Raw genomic sequence first — 15,293 nt, forward strand, 5'->3', positions numbered from 1 at the left:
GGTGCTGCCCGTGACCGCAGACGATCACCTGCCCGGCCCGGTCGCCGTGCTCGCCAACCCGACCGCCGGCCGTGGACGGCACCGCGCGTTGCTGCCCCGGTTGCTGGACGGCTTGGCCGCCGCCGGGCGGCCGATCCGGTTGCTGCCGGCGTCGAGCCCCGCCGAGGCGGAGGCGGCGTGCCGGACCGCCGTCGCCGACGGTGCTGGCGCGCTCGTGGCGGTCGGTGGGGACGGCACCGTGCACCGGGCGTTGCAGGCGGTCGCCGGGACCGCCGTGCCGTTCGGCCCGATCCCGGCCGGCACCGGCAACGACTTCGCCCTGGACACCGGCTTCCCGGCCGACCCTCTCGCCGCGGCGGCGGTGATCGCCGAGGCGGTGCGTGACGGTCGCAGTCAACCGGTCGACCTGGCCCGGATGGTCGGGGTCGACGGCGTCGAGCGCTGGTACGGGGCGGTCCTCGCGGCCGGGTTCGACGCGATCGTCAACGAGCGGGCCAACCGGATGCGCTGGCCCCGTGGCCCGCGCCGATACGACCTGGCGATCCTGGTCGAGCTGGCCCGGCTGCGCCCACGCCGCTACACGCTGCGCCTCGACGGGGTGTCACACGACCTGGACGCGGTGCTCGTGGCGGTGGGCAACTGTCCCACGTACGGCGGTGGGATGCGGATCTGCCCCGACGCGGACCCGACCGACGGACTGCTCGACGTGGTGGTGGCGGGTCGGGTCAACCGGCGGACCCTGGTCCGGGTGAAGCCGCGCATCTACCAGGGCACCCACGTCAGCCACCCGCTGGTGCGCAGTTTCCGGGCCCGCACCGTGGAGTTGGCCGCCGAGGGCATCACCTCGTACGCCGACGGGGAACGCTCCCTGAGGCTGCCGGTGACGATCAGCGCGGTTCCGGGTGCCCTGCGGCTGCTGCGTTGACCCGTACCGCGCCGATGCTGGCGGCGATGACCAGCACGATGGCGGCGCATTCCAGCACTGTCAGCGCCTGCCGCAGCACCAGCCACCCGGCGAGCGTGGCGACGGCCGGGCCGAGGCTCATCAGCACCGCGAAGGTGGCGGTGGGCATCCGCCGTAGCGCCAGCAGTTCCAGGGTGTAGGGCAGCCCGGAGGCGAGCACCGCGAGGGCGGCGCCGAGCGCCAGCACCGGCGGGTCGAGCAGTACCGCGCCGCCGTCGACGATGCCCAGCGGCAGGGTGACCAGCGCGGCGACGGCCAGCGCCAGGGCCAGCCCGTCCGCGCCGGGGAAGCGGCCGCCGACCCGGGCGCTCAGCACGATGTACGCGGCCCACATGGCGCCCGCGCCGAACGCGAAGGCCACTCCGACCGGGTCCAGCCGGTCGAAGCCGCCCTGCCCGAGCAGCGCCACCCCGGCCAGTGCGAGACCCGCCCAGCCCCAGCTGGCCAGTCGGCGGGCGGAGAACACCGACAGGGCGAGGGGGCCGAGCACCTCGAGCGTCACCGCCGGGCCCAACGGGATGCGTTCGATGGCCTGGTAGAACAGCGAGTTCATGCCGGCCAGCGCGAGCCCGAACGCGCCGGCCGCGAGCCAGGCCGACCGGTCGTGTCCGCGCAGTCGGGGCCGGCACACGACGAGTAACAGCACCGCCGAGATGGTCAGCCGCAGGGTCACCGCGCCGGCCACCCCGGTACGCGGGAAGAGCAACGCGGCCACGGCGGAGCCGAACTGCACCGACAGGGCCCCGCCGAGCACCAGCCCCACGGCGGTGACGCCACCGCGTCGGGCGGGTGGCGTGTCGGCCGGCGCCGTGGTGGGCAGCAGGATCTCGGTCACGGGCACGACGGTAGGGCGTCCGCCCTGGCCAACCTGCGGCGGTGTCCACCGGCGTGGCCGAGGCAACCGCCGGTCAGCCTGGCAGGGCGAGGTCGAGCACAGCGCCCAGCCCGTTCTCCCGGCCCGGCTCGGCCGCCGGGAGCACCAGCACCGAGCAGCCGGCGGCCACCGCGCCCGCGTCCGCCGGGGAGTCACCGACCATCAGGGTCTGCTCCGGGTCGACGCCCAGCATGCCGCAGGCACGCCAGAAGATCGCCGGGTCGGGTTTGCAGCGCCCCACCTCGTAGGAGAGCACGAACGCGCCGACCAGGTCGGTCAGCCCCCAGGTGTCGAAGTGCGGCCGCAGGTCGAAGCCGATGTTGCTGACCACCGCCACCGGCACCCCGGCGTCGCGCAGCGCGGTCAGCGTGGGCGCGGTGTCGGCGTACGGCAGCCAACCCTCCGTGGTCAGCAGCCGCTCGTAGAGCGCGTCGGCGAAGCCGTCGATGCCGGCGTCGACGGTCTCGGCCAGCCCGGTGTACGCGCCCCGGTGGGCGTGTTGGTAGAGGTCCCGGTCGGCCCACAGTTCGGCGAGTCGGGGCGGCACCCGTGCCGGCAGTGGCCCGCCGGCGCGGCCGGCGGTCAGCAGGCGGTCGGCCAGCGAGGTGGCGCGGACCCGGTCCAGGGTGACGCCGCAGGCCGCCGCGGCCTCCAGCACCCACCGCTGGGGGTCCTCCACCTGGGCGAGGGTGCCGTGGAAGTCGAAGAGCACCGCCTTGACAGGGCGTCGGGACGCCCGGCGGGCGGCGGGCGCCTCAGCGGTGCCCGGCGGACTGGTCTGGGGCGGTTCGGCATGGTCCGGCACGCCGTGCACCCTACCGACCGCCCCCGACCGTGCCTCCGGACGGCCTTGTGGGGTGACATGACTCGGCACGCACTAATCTTGGTGCCATGTCGAGCCCCGCCGAGCGGTACGCAGCGGCGCGCCGCAAGGCCGCACAAGCCGCACAGTTTCCGGCGTTGGACGAGTTCGCCCTCGAGTTGGGGTTCGACCTCGACGACTTCCAGCGGGAGGCGTGCCAGTCGTTGGAGCGGGGCAGCGGTGTGCTGGTCTGCGCTCCCACCGGCGCCGGTAAGACGGTGGTGGGGGAGTTCGCCGTCCACCTGGCGTTGCGGGGGCGGCCCGACGACCCGGTGCCCGACGTCGACGCGACGACCCCACCGGCGCGGCGCAAGTGCTTCTACACCACGCCGATCAAGGCGCTGTCCAACCAGAAGTACCACGATCTGGTCGCCCGGTACGGCGCCGAGCAGGTCGGCCTGCTGACCGGCGACAACGCGATCAACGGCGACGCGCCGGTGGTGGTGATGACCACCGAGGTGCTGCGCAACATGCTCTACGCGGGCTCGAGCACGCTGCAGGGCCTCGCGTACGTGGTGATGGACGAGGTGCACTACCTGGCCGACCGGTTCCGCGGTGGGGTCTGGGAAGAGGTGATCATTCACCTGCCCGCCTCTGTCACCCTGGTCTCGTTGTCGGCGACCGTCTCCAACGCCGAGGAGTTCGCCGACTGGCTGGTCACCGTGCGCGGCGAGACCGCCGTGGTGGTCAGCGAGCACCGGCCGGTGCCGTTGTGGCAGCACATGCTGGTCGGCAAGCGGATGTTCGACCTGTTCCACGACGCCGACGCCGCCCGTAAGCACGACGTGCACCCGGAGTTGCTGCGCTACACCCGGGAGACCGCGCGGCGGCTGGAGTTGGGTGAGGGGCGCAGCGCGGGGCCCGGTGCCGGCCGGCGTGGCCCGCGCTGGCGTGGCCCGTTGCGCCCGGACATCGTCGACCGGCTGGACCGGGAGGGTCTGCTACCGGCGATCCTGTTCATCTTCAGCCGGGCCGGTTGCGCCGCCGCGGTGCAGCAGTGTCTCGCCGCCGGGCTGCGGCTCACCTCGGCGGAGGAGCGGGCCGAGATCCGACGGGTCGTCGAGTCGCGGGTCACCGCCATTCCCGGCGAGGACCTGTCGGTCCTGGGCTACTGGGAGTGGCTGGACGGCCTGGAACGCGGCCTGGCCGCCCACCACGCCGGCATGCTGCCCGTGTTCAAGGAGATCGTCGAGGAGTTGTTCGTCCGCGGCCTGGTCAAGGCGGTCTTCGCCACCGAGACGCTGGCGTTGGGCATCAACATGCCGGCCCGCTGCGTGGTGCTGGAACGGCTGGTCAAGTACAACGGCGAGGCGCACGTCGACCTGACCCCGGGGGAGTACACCCAGCTCACCGGGCGTGCCGGCCGCCGAGGCATCGATGTGGAGGGGCACGCCGTCGTGGTGTGGTCCCCGGAGACCGACCCACGGCAGGTGGCCGGGCTGGCGTCCACCCGCACCTATCCGCTGCGCTCCAGTTTCCGGCCGTCGTACAACATGGCGGTGAACCTGGTCGGCACCGTCGGCGCGGAGCCGGCTCGGGCGCTGCTGGAGTCCTCGTTCGCCCAGTTCCAGGCGGACCGGTCGGTGGTCGGCCTGGCCCGGCAGGTGCAGCGCAACACCGAGACCATCGAGGCGTACGGCGCGGAGGCCGCCTGCCATCACGGCGACTTCGACGAGTACTTCGCGCTGCGGGTGGCGATCGCCGACCGGGAGAAGGCGATCGCCCGGCAGGGGCAGACCCAGCGCAAGGCCGCGGCGGTGGCGTCGTTGGAGCGGCTGCGGGTCGGCGACGTGATCCGGGTGCCGTCGGGCCGGCGGGCCGGGCTGGCCGTGGTGCTGGACCCGGCGACCGGTGGGTTCGGTGAGCCCCGGCCGCTGGTGCTCACCCAGGACCGGTGGGCCGGGCGGGTCAGCCCCGGTGACTTCACCACCCCGGCCGAGGTGTTGGCCCGGATCCGGGTGCCCAAGCACTTCAACCACCGGTCTCCGGGTGCCCGGCGGGATCTCGCCGCCGAGGTCAGCGGCACCGGTCTGGATCGGCACGGTGGCCGACGCGGGGGCCGTTCCCGGCAGGTGACCGGCGAGGACCACCAGATCACCCAGCTCCGCACCGAGCTGCGTCACCACCCCTGCCACGCCTGCCCGGAGCGGGAGGAGCACGCCCGCTGGGCGGAGCGGCGTCGGCGGCTGGAGCGCGACACCGAGGAGCTGCGCGAGCGCGTCAGTGGTCGTACGGGTTCCCTCGCGCGAACGTTCGACCGGATCGTGGCGCTGCTGACCGAGCGTGGCTACCTCGCCCGCGACGGCGCGGTCACCGACGCCGGTCGGATGCTGGGCCGGATCTGGACCGAGGCGGATCTGCTGGTCGCCGAGTGCCTGCGCCGGGGGGTGTGGAACGGGTTGTCCCCGGCCGAGTTGGCCGCCGCGGTGTCAGTGGTGGTGTTCGAGGCGCGCCGCGATGTCGACGAGCGGGCGTCGCTGCCGCGCGGGCCGGTGGCCGACGCGGTGGACGAGACGTTGAAGCTGTGGGGGGAGATCGAGGCCGACGAGGCGGCGCGGGGGCTGACGGCGACCCGGGAGCCGGATCTCGGTTTCGCCTGGCCCGTCTACCGGTGGGCCAGGGGCGAGGCGCTGGCCAAGGTGCTCGGCAGCGGTCACGAGATCGATGGTGAGATGCCCGCCGGTGACTTCGTCCGGTGGGCCCGACAGGTCGTCGACCTGCTCGGTCAGATTGCCGACTCTGGCGGTGCCACAACGGAGCTGCGGTCGACGGCCCGACAGGCTATAGCGGCAGTCAATCGAGGTGTTCTCGCGTACCACACGTCAGCCTGACAACTACGCTCAGTCATTTTCGGCGGCCGAATCGACGCAGCGGACGGTCACCGCCGCGGCACCCCGCGATTAGCCCGGGGGGCACTGTTGCGCCTGATCACAGCACCCCTGATCATTGCCGAGGCGTCTTGTTGACGCGTCGGTAACGAATGGGGAGAAAGCCGCCGTGGCGGAGATCAATCACTTTGAGTACGGGTGGATCACGCCCGCGCTGAGCTACGCGCTGTCCGTGCTCGGTTCGATCCTCGGTCTGGTCTGCGCCGGGCGCATCCGCACGGCCCGCACGAACGGCCAGCGGGCGTGGTGGGGTCTGCTGTCGGCCTGGGCGCTGGGCGGCACCGCCATCTGGGCGATGCACTTCATGGCCATGCTCGGCTTCGCCGTGGAGAACACCCGGATCCGTTACGACGTGCCGCTGACCGCGGCCAGCACGGCCATCGCCGTGGTGGCGGTCGGTATCGGCCTGGCCATCGTGGGCACCGGCCGGCTGAATCCGGTACGCCTGATCGCCGCAGGTATCTTCACCGGCGCCGGCGTGGCCTCCATGCACTACACCGGCATGGCCGCCATGCGCCTCAACGGCAGCCTCGGCTACGACACGGGCCGGGTCGTGCTCTCGGTGGTCATCGCCGTGGTGGCGTCCACCGTCGCGCTGTGGCTCGCGATGACCGTCCGGCGGGGGTTGGCGATCTTCGCCTCCGCGCTGGTCATGGGGATCGCCGTGAACGGGATGCACTTCACCGGCATGAGCGCCCTGTCGGTGCACCGCCACGAACGGACGGGTGAGGTGACCGGCGCCGGGGTGAGCACCCTGCTGGTGCCGATCGTGCTGGCGGTGGTCTTCGGGGTCGTCGGTCTGCTCTACGCGCTGCTCGCCGCTCCGACCGATGACGACCGGGCCGCCACCGCGTACCTGGACGAGCGGCGGCTCTCGGAGCCGGCGGCCCCGGCGCCCACCGCTGCTCCCGACCCGGTCGGGTTACGCGCCCGCTCCACCCTCGGCCAGCCCGGCACTCCGTTCCCGTCCCGCCGGGACACGCCGCCGCGCTGACGCCGTGCGGTCGGCCCGCGCCGCGTTGCTGGTGGCCTCGTAGATCCGGCCGCCTCCGCGCCCGCTGAGGAGGCGGATCAGGCCGGCGGCCGGCCGGGTCGGCTCCTGTCGATCGCGAGGGTGACCAGCAGCCCGGGGTGGTCGGTCGTCCCGTGCATGGGCACCAGGCTGCGGCAGCAGAGCGTGATGTCGGTGGTCGCCGTGACGTGTTGCAGTCGGCCGTCGTCGACCCGCTGATGGCCCGCCGGGGTGCAGGACCGCACGTCGGGGTCATGGCCGGCGCGCAGGTTGAGGTCGCCACCCAGCACCGTGGGCTCGTATCCGGCGTCGCGGCCGATCGTCGGCAGGATGGTGTCGAGCAGGTGCGCGCACTGGGTGAGCGCGACGCGGTAGCCGGTGGCCGACAGGTGCGTGGTGCAGGCGAGCAGGGCGCCGTCGACGTCGACGCAGAGCCAGGCTCGTTCCTCGGGGTCCGCGAGGTCCTGCGTCGGGTGGGTTCCGGCGTACACGGTGTTCGGGGTGGCCGGCGTCCGCAGGTGGGTCAGCAGCCCGATTCCGAACCGTTGGCCGTTGCGACAGCGGGTGTCGTCGCCGCTCGGGCGGTCGCCGGCGGCCTGGAACGCGGCCACGACGGTCCGCCCAGGGTGGACGGTTTGAAAGACGCCGTGCAGGGCGGACAGGTCACCCGCGCAGATCTCGTTGAGGGTTACCAGGTCGGGTGCCTCGATGCTGATCACCTCTTCGGCCCTGGTCATCGCTCGGCCGGTGTAGCAGCCGGCGCGGCCACTGTTGCAGAGGTTCAGCTGGAGCATCCGTAGGACCGTCGGCTGCGTGGCGTCCGCGGCGACCGGCGATGCGGCCGGCCGGTTGGCCGGCAGTGCGGCGGCGACGAGCAGGCAGACCACGGCCAGGGTTCGGCGCAGGAACCGGTACGGACGGGTGGCCACACGGACTCCGGGGTGCATGAGGCGACAGTCATCGCCGGGGTGCCAGTGATCCTAGTGCCGGCCGAATCGGCGATTCAGATCCAGAGCGGTGGGCCGAGGGGGCACCCGCGCGGCGCGTACCCCCCTCGGGTCGCTCAGTGGGCGCGGACCGCGACGGCCGTGTAGGGCGTGGTGGGGGTCGGCGGTGTGGTGAACCGGGCGTTGGGCAGGTAGAGCCGACCCAGCGCCTTGGCCACTGTGGTGGGCACGTCGAAGTTCGGATCGGTGATGATGCTGGTGAGCGCTCCGGCGGTGCCGGCGTGGTTCAGCCGGACCACCGCGATCTGGTTGAGGCGGTTCTGCACGACGTAGAGGGTGCGGCCGAGCAGGAGGAGGCCATCGCCGTTGGTGAAGGTGTGGCCCGGCACGTCCACGACGGTGCTCGCCCCGGTCGCCGGGTCGACCCGGTACAGCGTGCCGGTGGTGGACTGGACGACGATCAGCGCCCGGCCGTCCGGTGTGGTGGCGATGCCGTTGAGATTCACCCCCGTGCCGACCTGCTCGTACGCGCCGGTCAACGTGATCGTGGTGAAGGCGTCGGCGGGCGGCAGCGCCCCACGGCGACCGAGCGGCAGCCGGTAGAGCACCGGCCGGTTCGAGTCGGTGAAGTACGCCGCGTCGCGGGTCAGCACGACGTCGTTGACGAACGTCGGGGCGGTGGCGAACTGGTAGCGGGCCAGCACCTCGCCGGTGCGGGTGTCGAGCACCCGAGCGTCGCCAGCCGTGCCACCGGAGACGAAGAGCCGGCCACGTGGGTCGACCTTGAGGCCGAGCGACGGCGTGCCGGTGGCCGCGCCGATCGTCGTGCCCCGGCCGGTGACCAGGTCGACGCGCTGGATGGCACCGGTTGCGCGGGAGCCGAAGTAGGCGTACCGGCCGGCGGTGGCGATGCCCTCGGGCTGGAACCCGTCGGGGAGGGCGAGGACGGCCGGCGGCCGGTTCGCGGAGTGCGCCTGCGCCGGCGCGACGGCGACGGTGGCCAGCATGACGGCGGTCAACGCGCCGCCGAGCGTGGTGCGGAGGGGGCGGTTCACTGTGCTCCTTCCGGGCGGAAGCGGCACGAGCCGACACGTCCGCCACGTTCACTGGGGCCAGGACCCTCCCCACTGTACGACCGCTGGCGGGCGCCCGCCCGGCGTCACCGGCGCGGCCTTCGGGTGACCGCGCCGGTGAGCCCGTCGAGCGGGGCGGAATCAGGCGTTGCGGACCAGCCTCCACCGGTTGTCCGCGCTGCCGTTGTCCGGATCCTGTACGGCCTGCGCTCCCCAGGCGGTCGACCCGTTCAGGATCCCGAGCAGTTTGTTGCTGTTGACGTTGCGGATCTTGTAGGTGCCGTCGCCGTTGTCCACCAGGATCCAGCGGTGATCGGCGGTGCCGTTGTCGGCCCACTGCAGGACCCGGGCGTTGTCGGCGGTGGACATGTTCTCCACACCCAGGACCTTGCCGCTGTGGACGTTGCGGAACCGGACCGCGTTGCCGTCGGTGATGACCACCCAGTTGTGGTCCGCGGTGCCGCTGTCGCCCCACTGCACGGCCAGACCACCGTCGGCGGTGGACATGTTCTGGACACCGAGGACCAGCCCGGTGCCGACGTTGACCAGGCGGTAGCTGCCGGTGGGGCCGCCGCTGCCGGTGGTGTTCCAGTAGACCGTGTAGTTGTAGCCGTGGGCGTCGTAGAAGGGGGCGAGGTTCACGGTGGACCCGTTGGCGCTGGCGGTGAATGCGAGCGAGCTGGTGCTGGTCCGGGTGACCGAGGAGGCGGTGAGGGTGGGCAGGGTGCTCAGGGCCGTGTTGCCGTAGTTGCCGGCCAGCACCGTCGGGCCGTACGTGACCGCGCCGACGTTGGCGTTGTCGTTGGCGGCATTGACGGCGACCTGCATCGGCAGCCGCACGGTGATGGTGTCGCCCGCGGCCCAGGTGCGCGTGACAGTGGCGTAGCTGCCCGGTGTGGTGGCGACGTTCTCCACAGTGCCGTTGACGGCGATCGTCGCGCCGCTGGTCCAGGACGGGATCCGCACCCGGATGCTCCACGACCCGCTCATCGAGCCGGACAGGGTCAGCGTTGTGGTGTCACTGACCGGGAAGCTGGTGGCCTGGGTGACAGTGATGCCGCGCTGCGTCCAGTTCAGCACCGACGGCGTGAACAGGTTCACGCTCAGTGTGGTGCCGTTGTAGAAGTAGATGGAGTCCATCAACCTCGTGTTGATCTCCAGGCCGGTGCCCTGGCAGCACCAGAACGAGTTGTAGTCGGTGCTCCAGGTGCCGCCACCCCACGCCGGGCCCACACCACGGCGTCCGCCCGGCCGCAGCGGGGTGAAGTAGGTGATGTGACCGTGGCTGTCGGCCGGGTTCTGCCCGCCGATCAGGTGGTTGATCAGCGCGCGCTCGTAGAAGTCGAAGTAGTCCGCCCGGTTCGGGTCGAGCAGCCACAGCTCGCGCGTCAGCTTGAGCATGTTGAACGTGTTGCACTGCTCGCAGGTGTCGTTGCTGAGGTAGCCGGCGATGGCGTTCGGCGGCCGGAAGTGCTCGGCCTGACTGTTGCCGCCGATGACGTAGGTGTGCGCGCCGACGGTGATGTTCCACGCGTTGCTGGCGATGTTCCGGTAACGGGTGGTCCCGGTGGCCTTGAACTCCCGGGCCGCGCCGATCCACTTGGGCACCTGCGTGTTGGCGTGCCGGCCGTTGAGCTGGTCCTGGTTGTTGGCCAGCGGGTCGAACACGGCGGCGTGGTCGAACCGCTGGGCGGCGGTGAGCCAGCGGGAGTCACCGGTCTGCTGGTAGATGTCGGTGAGCACGTCGTTCATGCCCCCGAACTCGGTGCCCAGCATCGACTGCATCTGGCTGGAGCTCAGCCGGCTCGTCCGGGTGTCGACCCAGCCGGCGAGGGACAGCAGCACCGTACGGGCCTGGGTGTTTCCGGTGTAGCGCCAGACGTCGAGCAGGCCGGCGAGGGTCTTGTGGATGCAGTAGTAGGGCACGTTGCCGTTGGAGAGCGTCCGTGCCTCGAGCGCTGTGAAGTCGGACTCCGGGAAACCGGAGAGGTAACCCGCGCCGAACCCGGCGGCGGAGTTGTTGGCCTGGCACTTGGCCAACTCGGCCACCATGTAGTTGGCCTTGTCCCGGCAGGTGGTGTCGCCCAGCACCGCGTACGCGTACGCCCACGCGCTCAGGAAGTGGCCCTGCATGTGGGTCCGGAACGGGAAGTTCGGCGCGTCCCAGCCCCCGTTGGTGGCGGCGCCGTTGGTGGACAGCCGGTGGTTGGCGCGGAAGTTGTAGAGCATCCGGTCGACGTCGACGAACCGCAGGTAGTTCAGCGTCCGGGTCTGGTTGTCCATCCAACGGCCGGAGCTGAGTCGTACCTGACCCGGGTCGAATGCGTACGCCGAGACGCCGATGTCGGACCGGGCGGGGGGCACGACGGCCGCGGAGGCGCTCCCGGGGGCGACGGCGACGCCGGTCGCGGAGACCACCACGGTGGCTCCGGCGGCCTGAAGCAGGTGGCGGCGGCTGAGGGGCAGGGGTGGCATGGGGAACCTCCAGGTGGCCGGGTACGTCGGGGCCGCCATCGACGGCGGTGGGTCGTCGGCGCAAGGGGGCCGACGCCGGGTGCGGTGTGGTGGGTGGGACGTGGTCGCCGTGGACGCCGGGTGCCCACCCCTGCGCTTATCGCGGCACATCGATGTGATCGCTAACATAGTTCGTCGTTAACATGCCCGCAACCCCCGGGGCATCTCGCCGACCCGTCCCCGCGACGAGCTGGCCCGGGCCCACCGGGTCCGGTGGCGGCCGTGGTCCGACCTGGACATCACCGGGCTCGCCATCACCGAGCCATTACCGTGCGTGACGGTTGGCGGCAACTTCCCCTCCGTTGACGCCCCTCCGGTCGCTCAGTACCGTGCATCGTAAATCTTCGATGTCCTAGTCGATACCTCAATGCTGCGACGGGGTTACGACTGTCATCCCGCGCCTCACAAAATTCCAGGTCAGAAGGGGGGAGGGGGCATTCACGGAAAGCTGTTAGCGCTAACACGGCCGCTGGACGTGCTGCCCGCGAGCGAACGACAAAGCCCGTTCGAGTGGCCGCCAGGACGGCGGTGGCACGCCCAGTCAAACATCGCGCACGGCGCACTCTCTGTGGGAGTAATCGTGAACGTGAAGGATCGGACCACAACCCGGGCCGCTCGCCGGACCAGGCGCGCCATCGCCTGGCTGGCAAGCATGGCCTGTCTATTCGCACTGATCCCGGGTACGGCCAAGGCCGACAACCCCATCGTCCAGAACATCTACACCGCCGACCCGGCGCCGATGGTGCACAACGGCAGGGTCTACCTCTACACCGGACATGACGAGGACGGTTCCACCTATTTCACAATGCGCGAGTGGCGGGTCTACTCGTCCGCCGACATGGTGAACTGGACCGATCACGGATCGCCGATGAATCTGGCGACGTTCGCGTGGGCGGACGCCAACGCGTGGGCCGGGCACGTCGTTCCGCGTAACGGGAAGTTCTACTGGTACGTGCCGGTGCGCCAGCGCTCCAACGGGCAGATGGTCATCGGCGTCGGGGTGGCCGACAGCCCGACCGGACCGTTCCGCGACGCGCTCGGTCGACCATTGGTCGGCAACAACGAAATCGACCCGCACGCGTTCATCGACGACGACGGACAGGCGTATCTGTACTGGGGTAACCCGGGTCTGTGGTACGTGAAGTTGAACCCGGACATGATTTCGTTCTCCGGCAGCGCGACACGCATTCCACTCACGACGGCGGGGTTCGGTACCCGTAACGGTAATGCGAGTCGGCCGACCCTGTATGAGGAGGGGCCGTGGGTTTTCAAGCGCAACGGGTTGTACTACAACGTGTTCGCGGCGGAGTGCTGCTCGGAGTTCATCGCGTACTCCACGGCCACCGGGCCGACGGGGCCGTGGACATATCGGGGAACGATCATGCCGCGGCAGGGTGCCAGCTTCACCAATCACGCGGGTGTGATCGATTTCCAAGGTGGTTCGTATTTCTTCTACCACAACGGAGCATTGCCGGGTGGTAGTGGTTACACCCGCTCGGTCGCGGTGGAGAAGTTCAGTTACACCAGCAATGGCCTGTTCCCGACGATCACGATGACGAACGCCGGTGCCCCACAGGTGGGCACGCTGAACCCGTACGTGCGACAGGAGGCCGAGACGATCGCGTGGGGCTCGGGGATCGAGACCGAGGCGTCCAGCGAGGGCGGGATGAACGTCGGTTGGATCGAGAACGGCGACTACATCAAGGTCAAGGGCGTCGCCTTCGGCGCGGGTGCGACCTCGTTCAGCGCCCGGGTCGCGTCGGCCACCAGCGGCGGCCGGATCGAGGTACGCCTCGACAGCGCCAACGGCCCCACCGTGGGCACCTGCACGGTGGGTGGCACCGGCGGCTGGCAGACCTGGACCACCAGCACCTGCGCGGTCAGCGGAGCGACCGGCACCCATGATCTCTACCTGCGGTTCGCCGGCGGCAGCGGCAACCTGCTCAACATCAACTGGTGGCAGTTCGGCGGCACCGGCGGCGGCAGCGCCAACCTGATCACCAACGGCGACGTGGAGAACGGCACGACGGGCTGGGGTGTGCACGGCAGCGGAACGCTCGCCAGGAACACCGCGGTCGCGCACGGTGGCAGCGGATCGCTGTCGATCACCGGCCGGACCGGTGCCTGGAACGGCCCCAGTCAGGACGTGACCAGCAAACTCACCAATGGCAAGAGCTACACCACAAACGTCTGGGTACGAGCGCAGAGCGGCACCCCGTCGGCGAAGGCGACGCTGTCGCTGACCGCGAACGGCACGACGAACTACCTCCAGCTGACCCCGGCGGTGGGGGTGAACGTCAACGGCTGGACAGTGCTCACCGGCACCACGACCGTTTCGTGGAGCGGCACCCTGACCAGCGCCGCCTTCTACGTGGAGACGGCTGAGGGCACCGACAGCCTCCTCGTCGACGACGCCTCGTTCCAGTGACGGTTGCTGCCGGAGCCGTGCTCGGCGCGGCTCCGGCAGCACGGCGACGTGCCCCACCACTGCGACGGAGCGACAGGTTGCCCGGCGCGGTTGGTTACGACTTGACGAACGGCATGTTATCGCTCACAGTCGATGGTTGAGGGCAGCCGCACCTGTGGTTCACCGGGCGAACCTGCTGTGGCACCTCGACCCGCGACGTCCGCCCAGGGCATGCCGGACGTCGGGTCAGGACTCCCCGCATCGCTGCCGCGACGGCGACCGTTGCTGACGTCCCCATGTCGCAGGAGCGGATTCGGGCGTGCGTCTCCATCGCTGCACCACCACAGAGAAGGAATCCGCATGAATCACAGAAGAGCCCTGCGAGCGGCGGTGACCGTCGCCGTTACCGGCGCCCTCGCCGCCGCTATGACGATGACCCTGACCTCCACGGCCAGCGCCGGCACGACCCTGCGGGCATCGGCGGCCGAGAAGGGCCGTTACTTCGGCGCGGCCGTGGCAACCGGAAAGCTCTCCACCAGCGTGTACGCGACGATTCTGAACCGTGAGTTCAACAGTGTCGTGGCCGAGAACGAGATGAAGTGGGACGCCACCGAGCCGCAGCAGGGTCGGTTCAGCTACACCGGTGGTGATCGTCTGGTCAGCCACGCGCAGGCCAACGGTATGAGCGTGCGGGGCCATGCGTTGTTGTGGCATCAGCAGCAGCCGGGCTGGGCGCAGGGCATGTCGGGCAGCGCGTTGCGCAACGCGGCGATCAACCACGTCACCCAGGTGGCGACGCATTTCCGGGGGAAGATCCACTCGTGGGATGTGGTGAACGAGGCGTTCGCCGACGGTGGTAGCGGTGGGCGTCGTGACTCGAACCTGCAGCGCACCGGCAACGACTGGATCGAGGCGGCGTTCCGGGCGGCGCGGGCTGCGGATCCGGGCGCGAAGTTGTGTTACAACGACTACAACACCGACGGGATCAACGCGAAGTCGACGGGCATCTACAACATGGTGCGGGACTTCAGGTCCCGTGGCGTGCCGATCGACTGCGTGGGCTTCCAGTCGCACCTGGGCACCTCGCTGGCCGGTGACTACCAGGCCAACCTGCAGCGGTTCGCCGATCTCGGCGTGGATGTCCAGATCACCGAGCTGGACGTGATGACCGGCGGCAACCAGGCCAACATCTACGGCGCCGTCACCCGCGCCTGCATGAACGTCTCGCGCTGCACCGGCATCACGGTGTGGGGTGTACGGGACTGCGACTCGTGGCGTGGTTCCGACAACGCTCTGCTGTTCGACTGCAACGGCAACAAGAAGGCCGCGTACACGAATGTTCTGAACGCCCTCAACGCCGGCCCCGCCATCCCCACCGACCCGCCGACGGATCCGCCGACCGATCCGCCGACGGATCCGCCGACGGACCCGCCGACGGTTGGTTGTTCGGCATCGGTGTCACTGAACTCGTGGACCGGTGGATTCGTGGCCACCGTGAAGGTGACCGCCGGCTCCGCCGGCACGAGCGGGTGGAACGTCGGCTTCACGCTCCCGAGTGGTGCCAGCGTCACAAACACCTGGAGCGCGACGGCCAGTGGCTCCACCGGCACTGTGCGGTTCACCAACGTGAACTACAACGGCCGCCTCGGCGCGGGCCAGGTCACCGAGTTCGGATTCCAGGGCACCGGCAGCGCCTCCGGCGTCATGCCGACCTGCACCGCCTCGTGATCATCCGATGACCGGCCGACGTCA

Annotated in this window: 10 protein-coding genes; 5 read left to right on the plus strand and 5 right to left on the minus strand. The window is 70.6% G+C overall.

Annotated features, from left to right (window positions below; all coding sequences use genetic code 11):
• Position 1: 1 nt before the first annotated feature.
• Positions 2 to 925, plus strand: a complete 924-nt coding sequence (locus KBX08_RS06835; protein WP_210781732.1) for a diacylglycerol kinase — start codon at positions 2 to 4, stop codon at positions 923 to 925.
• Here KBX08_RS06835 and KBX08_RS06840 read toward each other — a convergent pair.
• Positions 888 to 1,805, minus strand: a complete 918-nt coding sequence (locus tag KBX08_RS06840) for a DMT family transporter (protein ID WP_238688848.1) — start codon at positions 1,803 to 1,805, stop codon at positions 888 to 890. The two genes, KBX08_RS06835 and KBX08_RS06840, sit on opposite strands and share 38 nt — an antisense overlap.
• 67 nt (positions 1,806 to 1,872) lie before the next feature.
• Positions 1,873 to 2,643, minus strand: coding sequence for an HAD family hydrolase (locus KBX08_RS06845; RefSeq protein WP_210781733.1), 771 nt, complete (start codon positions 2,641 to 2,643; stop codon positions 1,873 to 1,875).
• Between the two features lie 86 nt (positions 2,644 to 2,729).
• Between KBX08_RS06845 and KBX08_RS06850 the strand changes: the two genes are divergently transcribed.
• On the plus strand, positions 2,730 to 5,531 hold the full coding sequence (locus KBX08_RS06850; RefSeq protein WP_210781734.1) for an RNA helicase: 2,802 nt from the start codon (positions 2,730 to 2,732) through the stop codon (positions 5,529 to 5,531).
• A gap of 166 nt (positions 5,532 to 5,697) precedes the next feature.
• A complete protein-coding gene (locus KBX08_RS06855; protein ID WP_210781735.1) occupies positions 5,698 to 6,582 on the plus strand; it encodes an MHYT domain-containing protein in 885 nt (294 codons plus the stop codon).
• A 77-nt stretch (positions 6,583 to 6,659) separates the two neighbouring features.
• On the opposite strand, the gene KBX08_RS06860 is transcribed toward KBX08_RS06855, so the two are convergent.
• From KBX08_RS06860 to KBX08_RS06870, 3 genes are all read right to left on the minus strand, one after another.
• The gene (locus KBX08_RS06860; RefSeq protein WP_307850463.1) at positions 6,660 to 7,529 is read right to left on the minus strand and encodes an endonuclease/exonuclease/phosphatase family protein; all 870 of its coding nucleotides are present in this window, start codon (positions 7,527 to 7,529) and stop codon (positions 6,660 to 6,662) included.
• 134 nt (positions 7,530 to 7,663) lie between these two features.
• The gene (locus KBX08_RS06865) at positions 7,664 to 8,602 is read right to left on the minus strand and encodes a superoxide dismutase (RefSeq protein ID WP_210781737.1); all 939 of its coding nucleotides are present in this window, start codon (positions 8,600 to 8,602) and stop codon (positions 7,664 to 7,666) included.
• Positions 8,603 to 8,761: 159 nt separating this feature from the next.
• Positions 8,762 to 11,095 (minus strand): beta-L-arabinofuranosidase domain-containing protein, encoded by a 2,334-nt coding sequence (locus KBX08_RS06870; RefSeq protein WP_210781738.1) that lies wholly within the window; start codon positions 11,093 to 11,095, stop codon positions 8,762 to 8,764.
• A gap of 691 nt (positions 11,096 to 11,786) precedes the next feature.
• Here KBX08_RS06870 and KBX08_RS06875 point away from each other — a divergent pair.
• The gene (locus tag KBX08_RS06875) at positions 11,787 to 13,562 is read left to right on the plus strand and encodes a family 43 glycosylhydrolase (RefSeq protein WP_210781739.1); all 1,776 of its coding nucleotides are present in this window, start codon (positions 11,787 to 11,789) and stop codon (positions 13,560 to 13,562) included.
• Positions 13,563 to 13,901: 339 nt separating this feature from the next.
• Positions 13,902 to 15,269 carry an endo-1,4-beta-xylanase gene (locus tag KBX08_RS06880; protein ID WP_210781740.1) on the plus strand — a complete coding sequence of 456 codons (1,368 nt, stop codon included), beginning with the start codon at positions 13,902 to 13,904 and terminating at the stop codon, positions 15,267 to 15,269.
• Positions 15,270 to 15,293 lie beyond the last annotated feature (24 nt).

Source organism: Micromonospora sp. H61 (assembly GCF_018070325.1).
In the GTDB taxonomy this organism is placed as follows: Bacteria; Actinomycetota; Actinomycetes; order Mycobacteriales; family Micromonosporaceae; genus Micromonospora; species Micromonospora salmantinae.

Coding starts and splice junctions, on each gene's coding strand:
- KBX08_RS06850 (WP_210781734.1), top strand. CDS start 2,730: ATGTCGAGCCCCGCCGAGCGGTACGCAGCGGCGCGCCGCAAGGCCGCA.
- KBX08_RS06870 (WP_210781738.1), bottom strand. CDS start 11,095: ATGCCACCCCTGCCCCTCAGCCGCCGCCACCTGCTTCAGGCCGCCGGA.
- KBX08_RS06875 (WP_210781739.1), top strand. CDS start 11,787: ATGGCCTGTCTATTCGCACTGATCCCGGGTACGGCCAAGGCCGACAAC.
- KBX08_RS06880 (WP_210781740.1), top strand. CDS start 13,902: ATGAATCACAGAAGAGCCCTGCGAGCGGCGGTGACCGTCGCCGTTACC.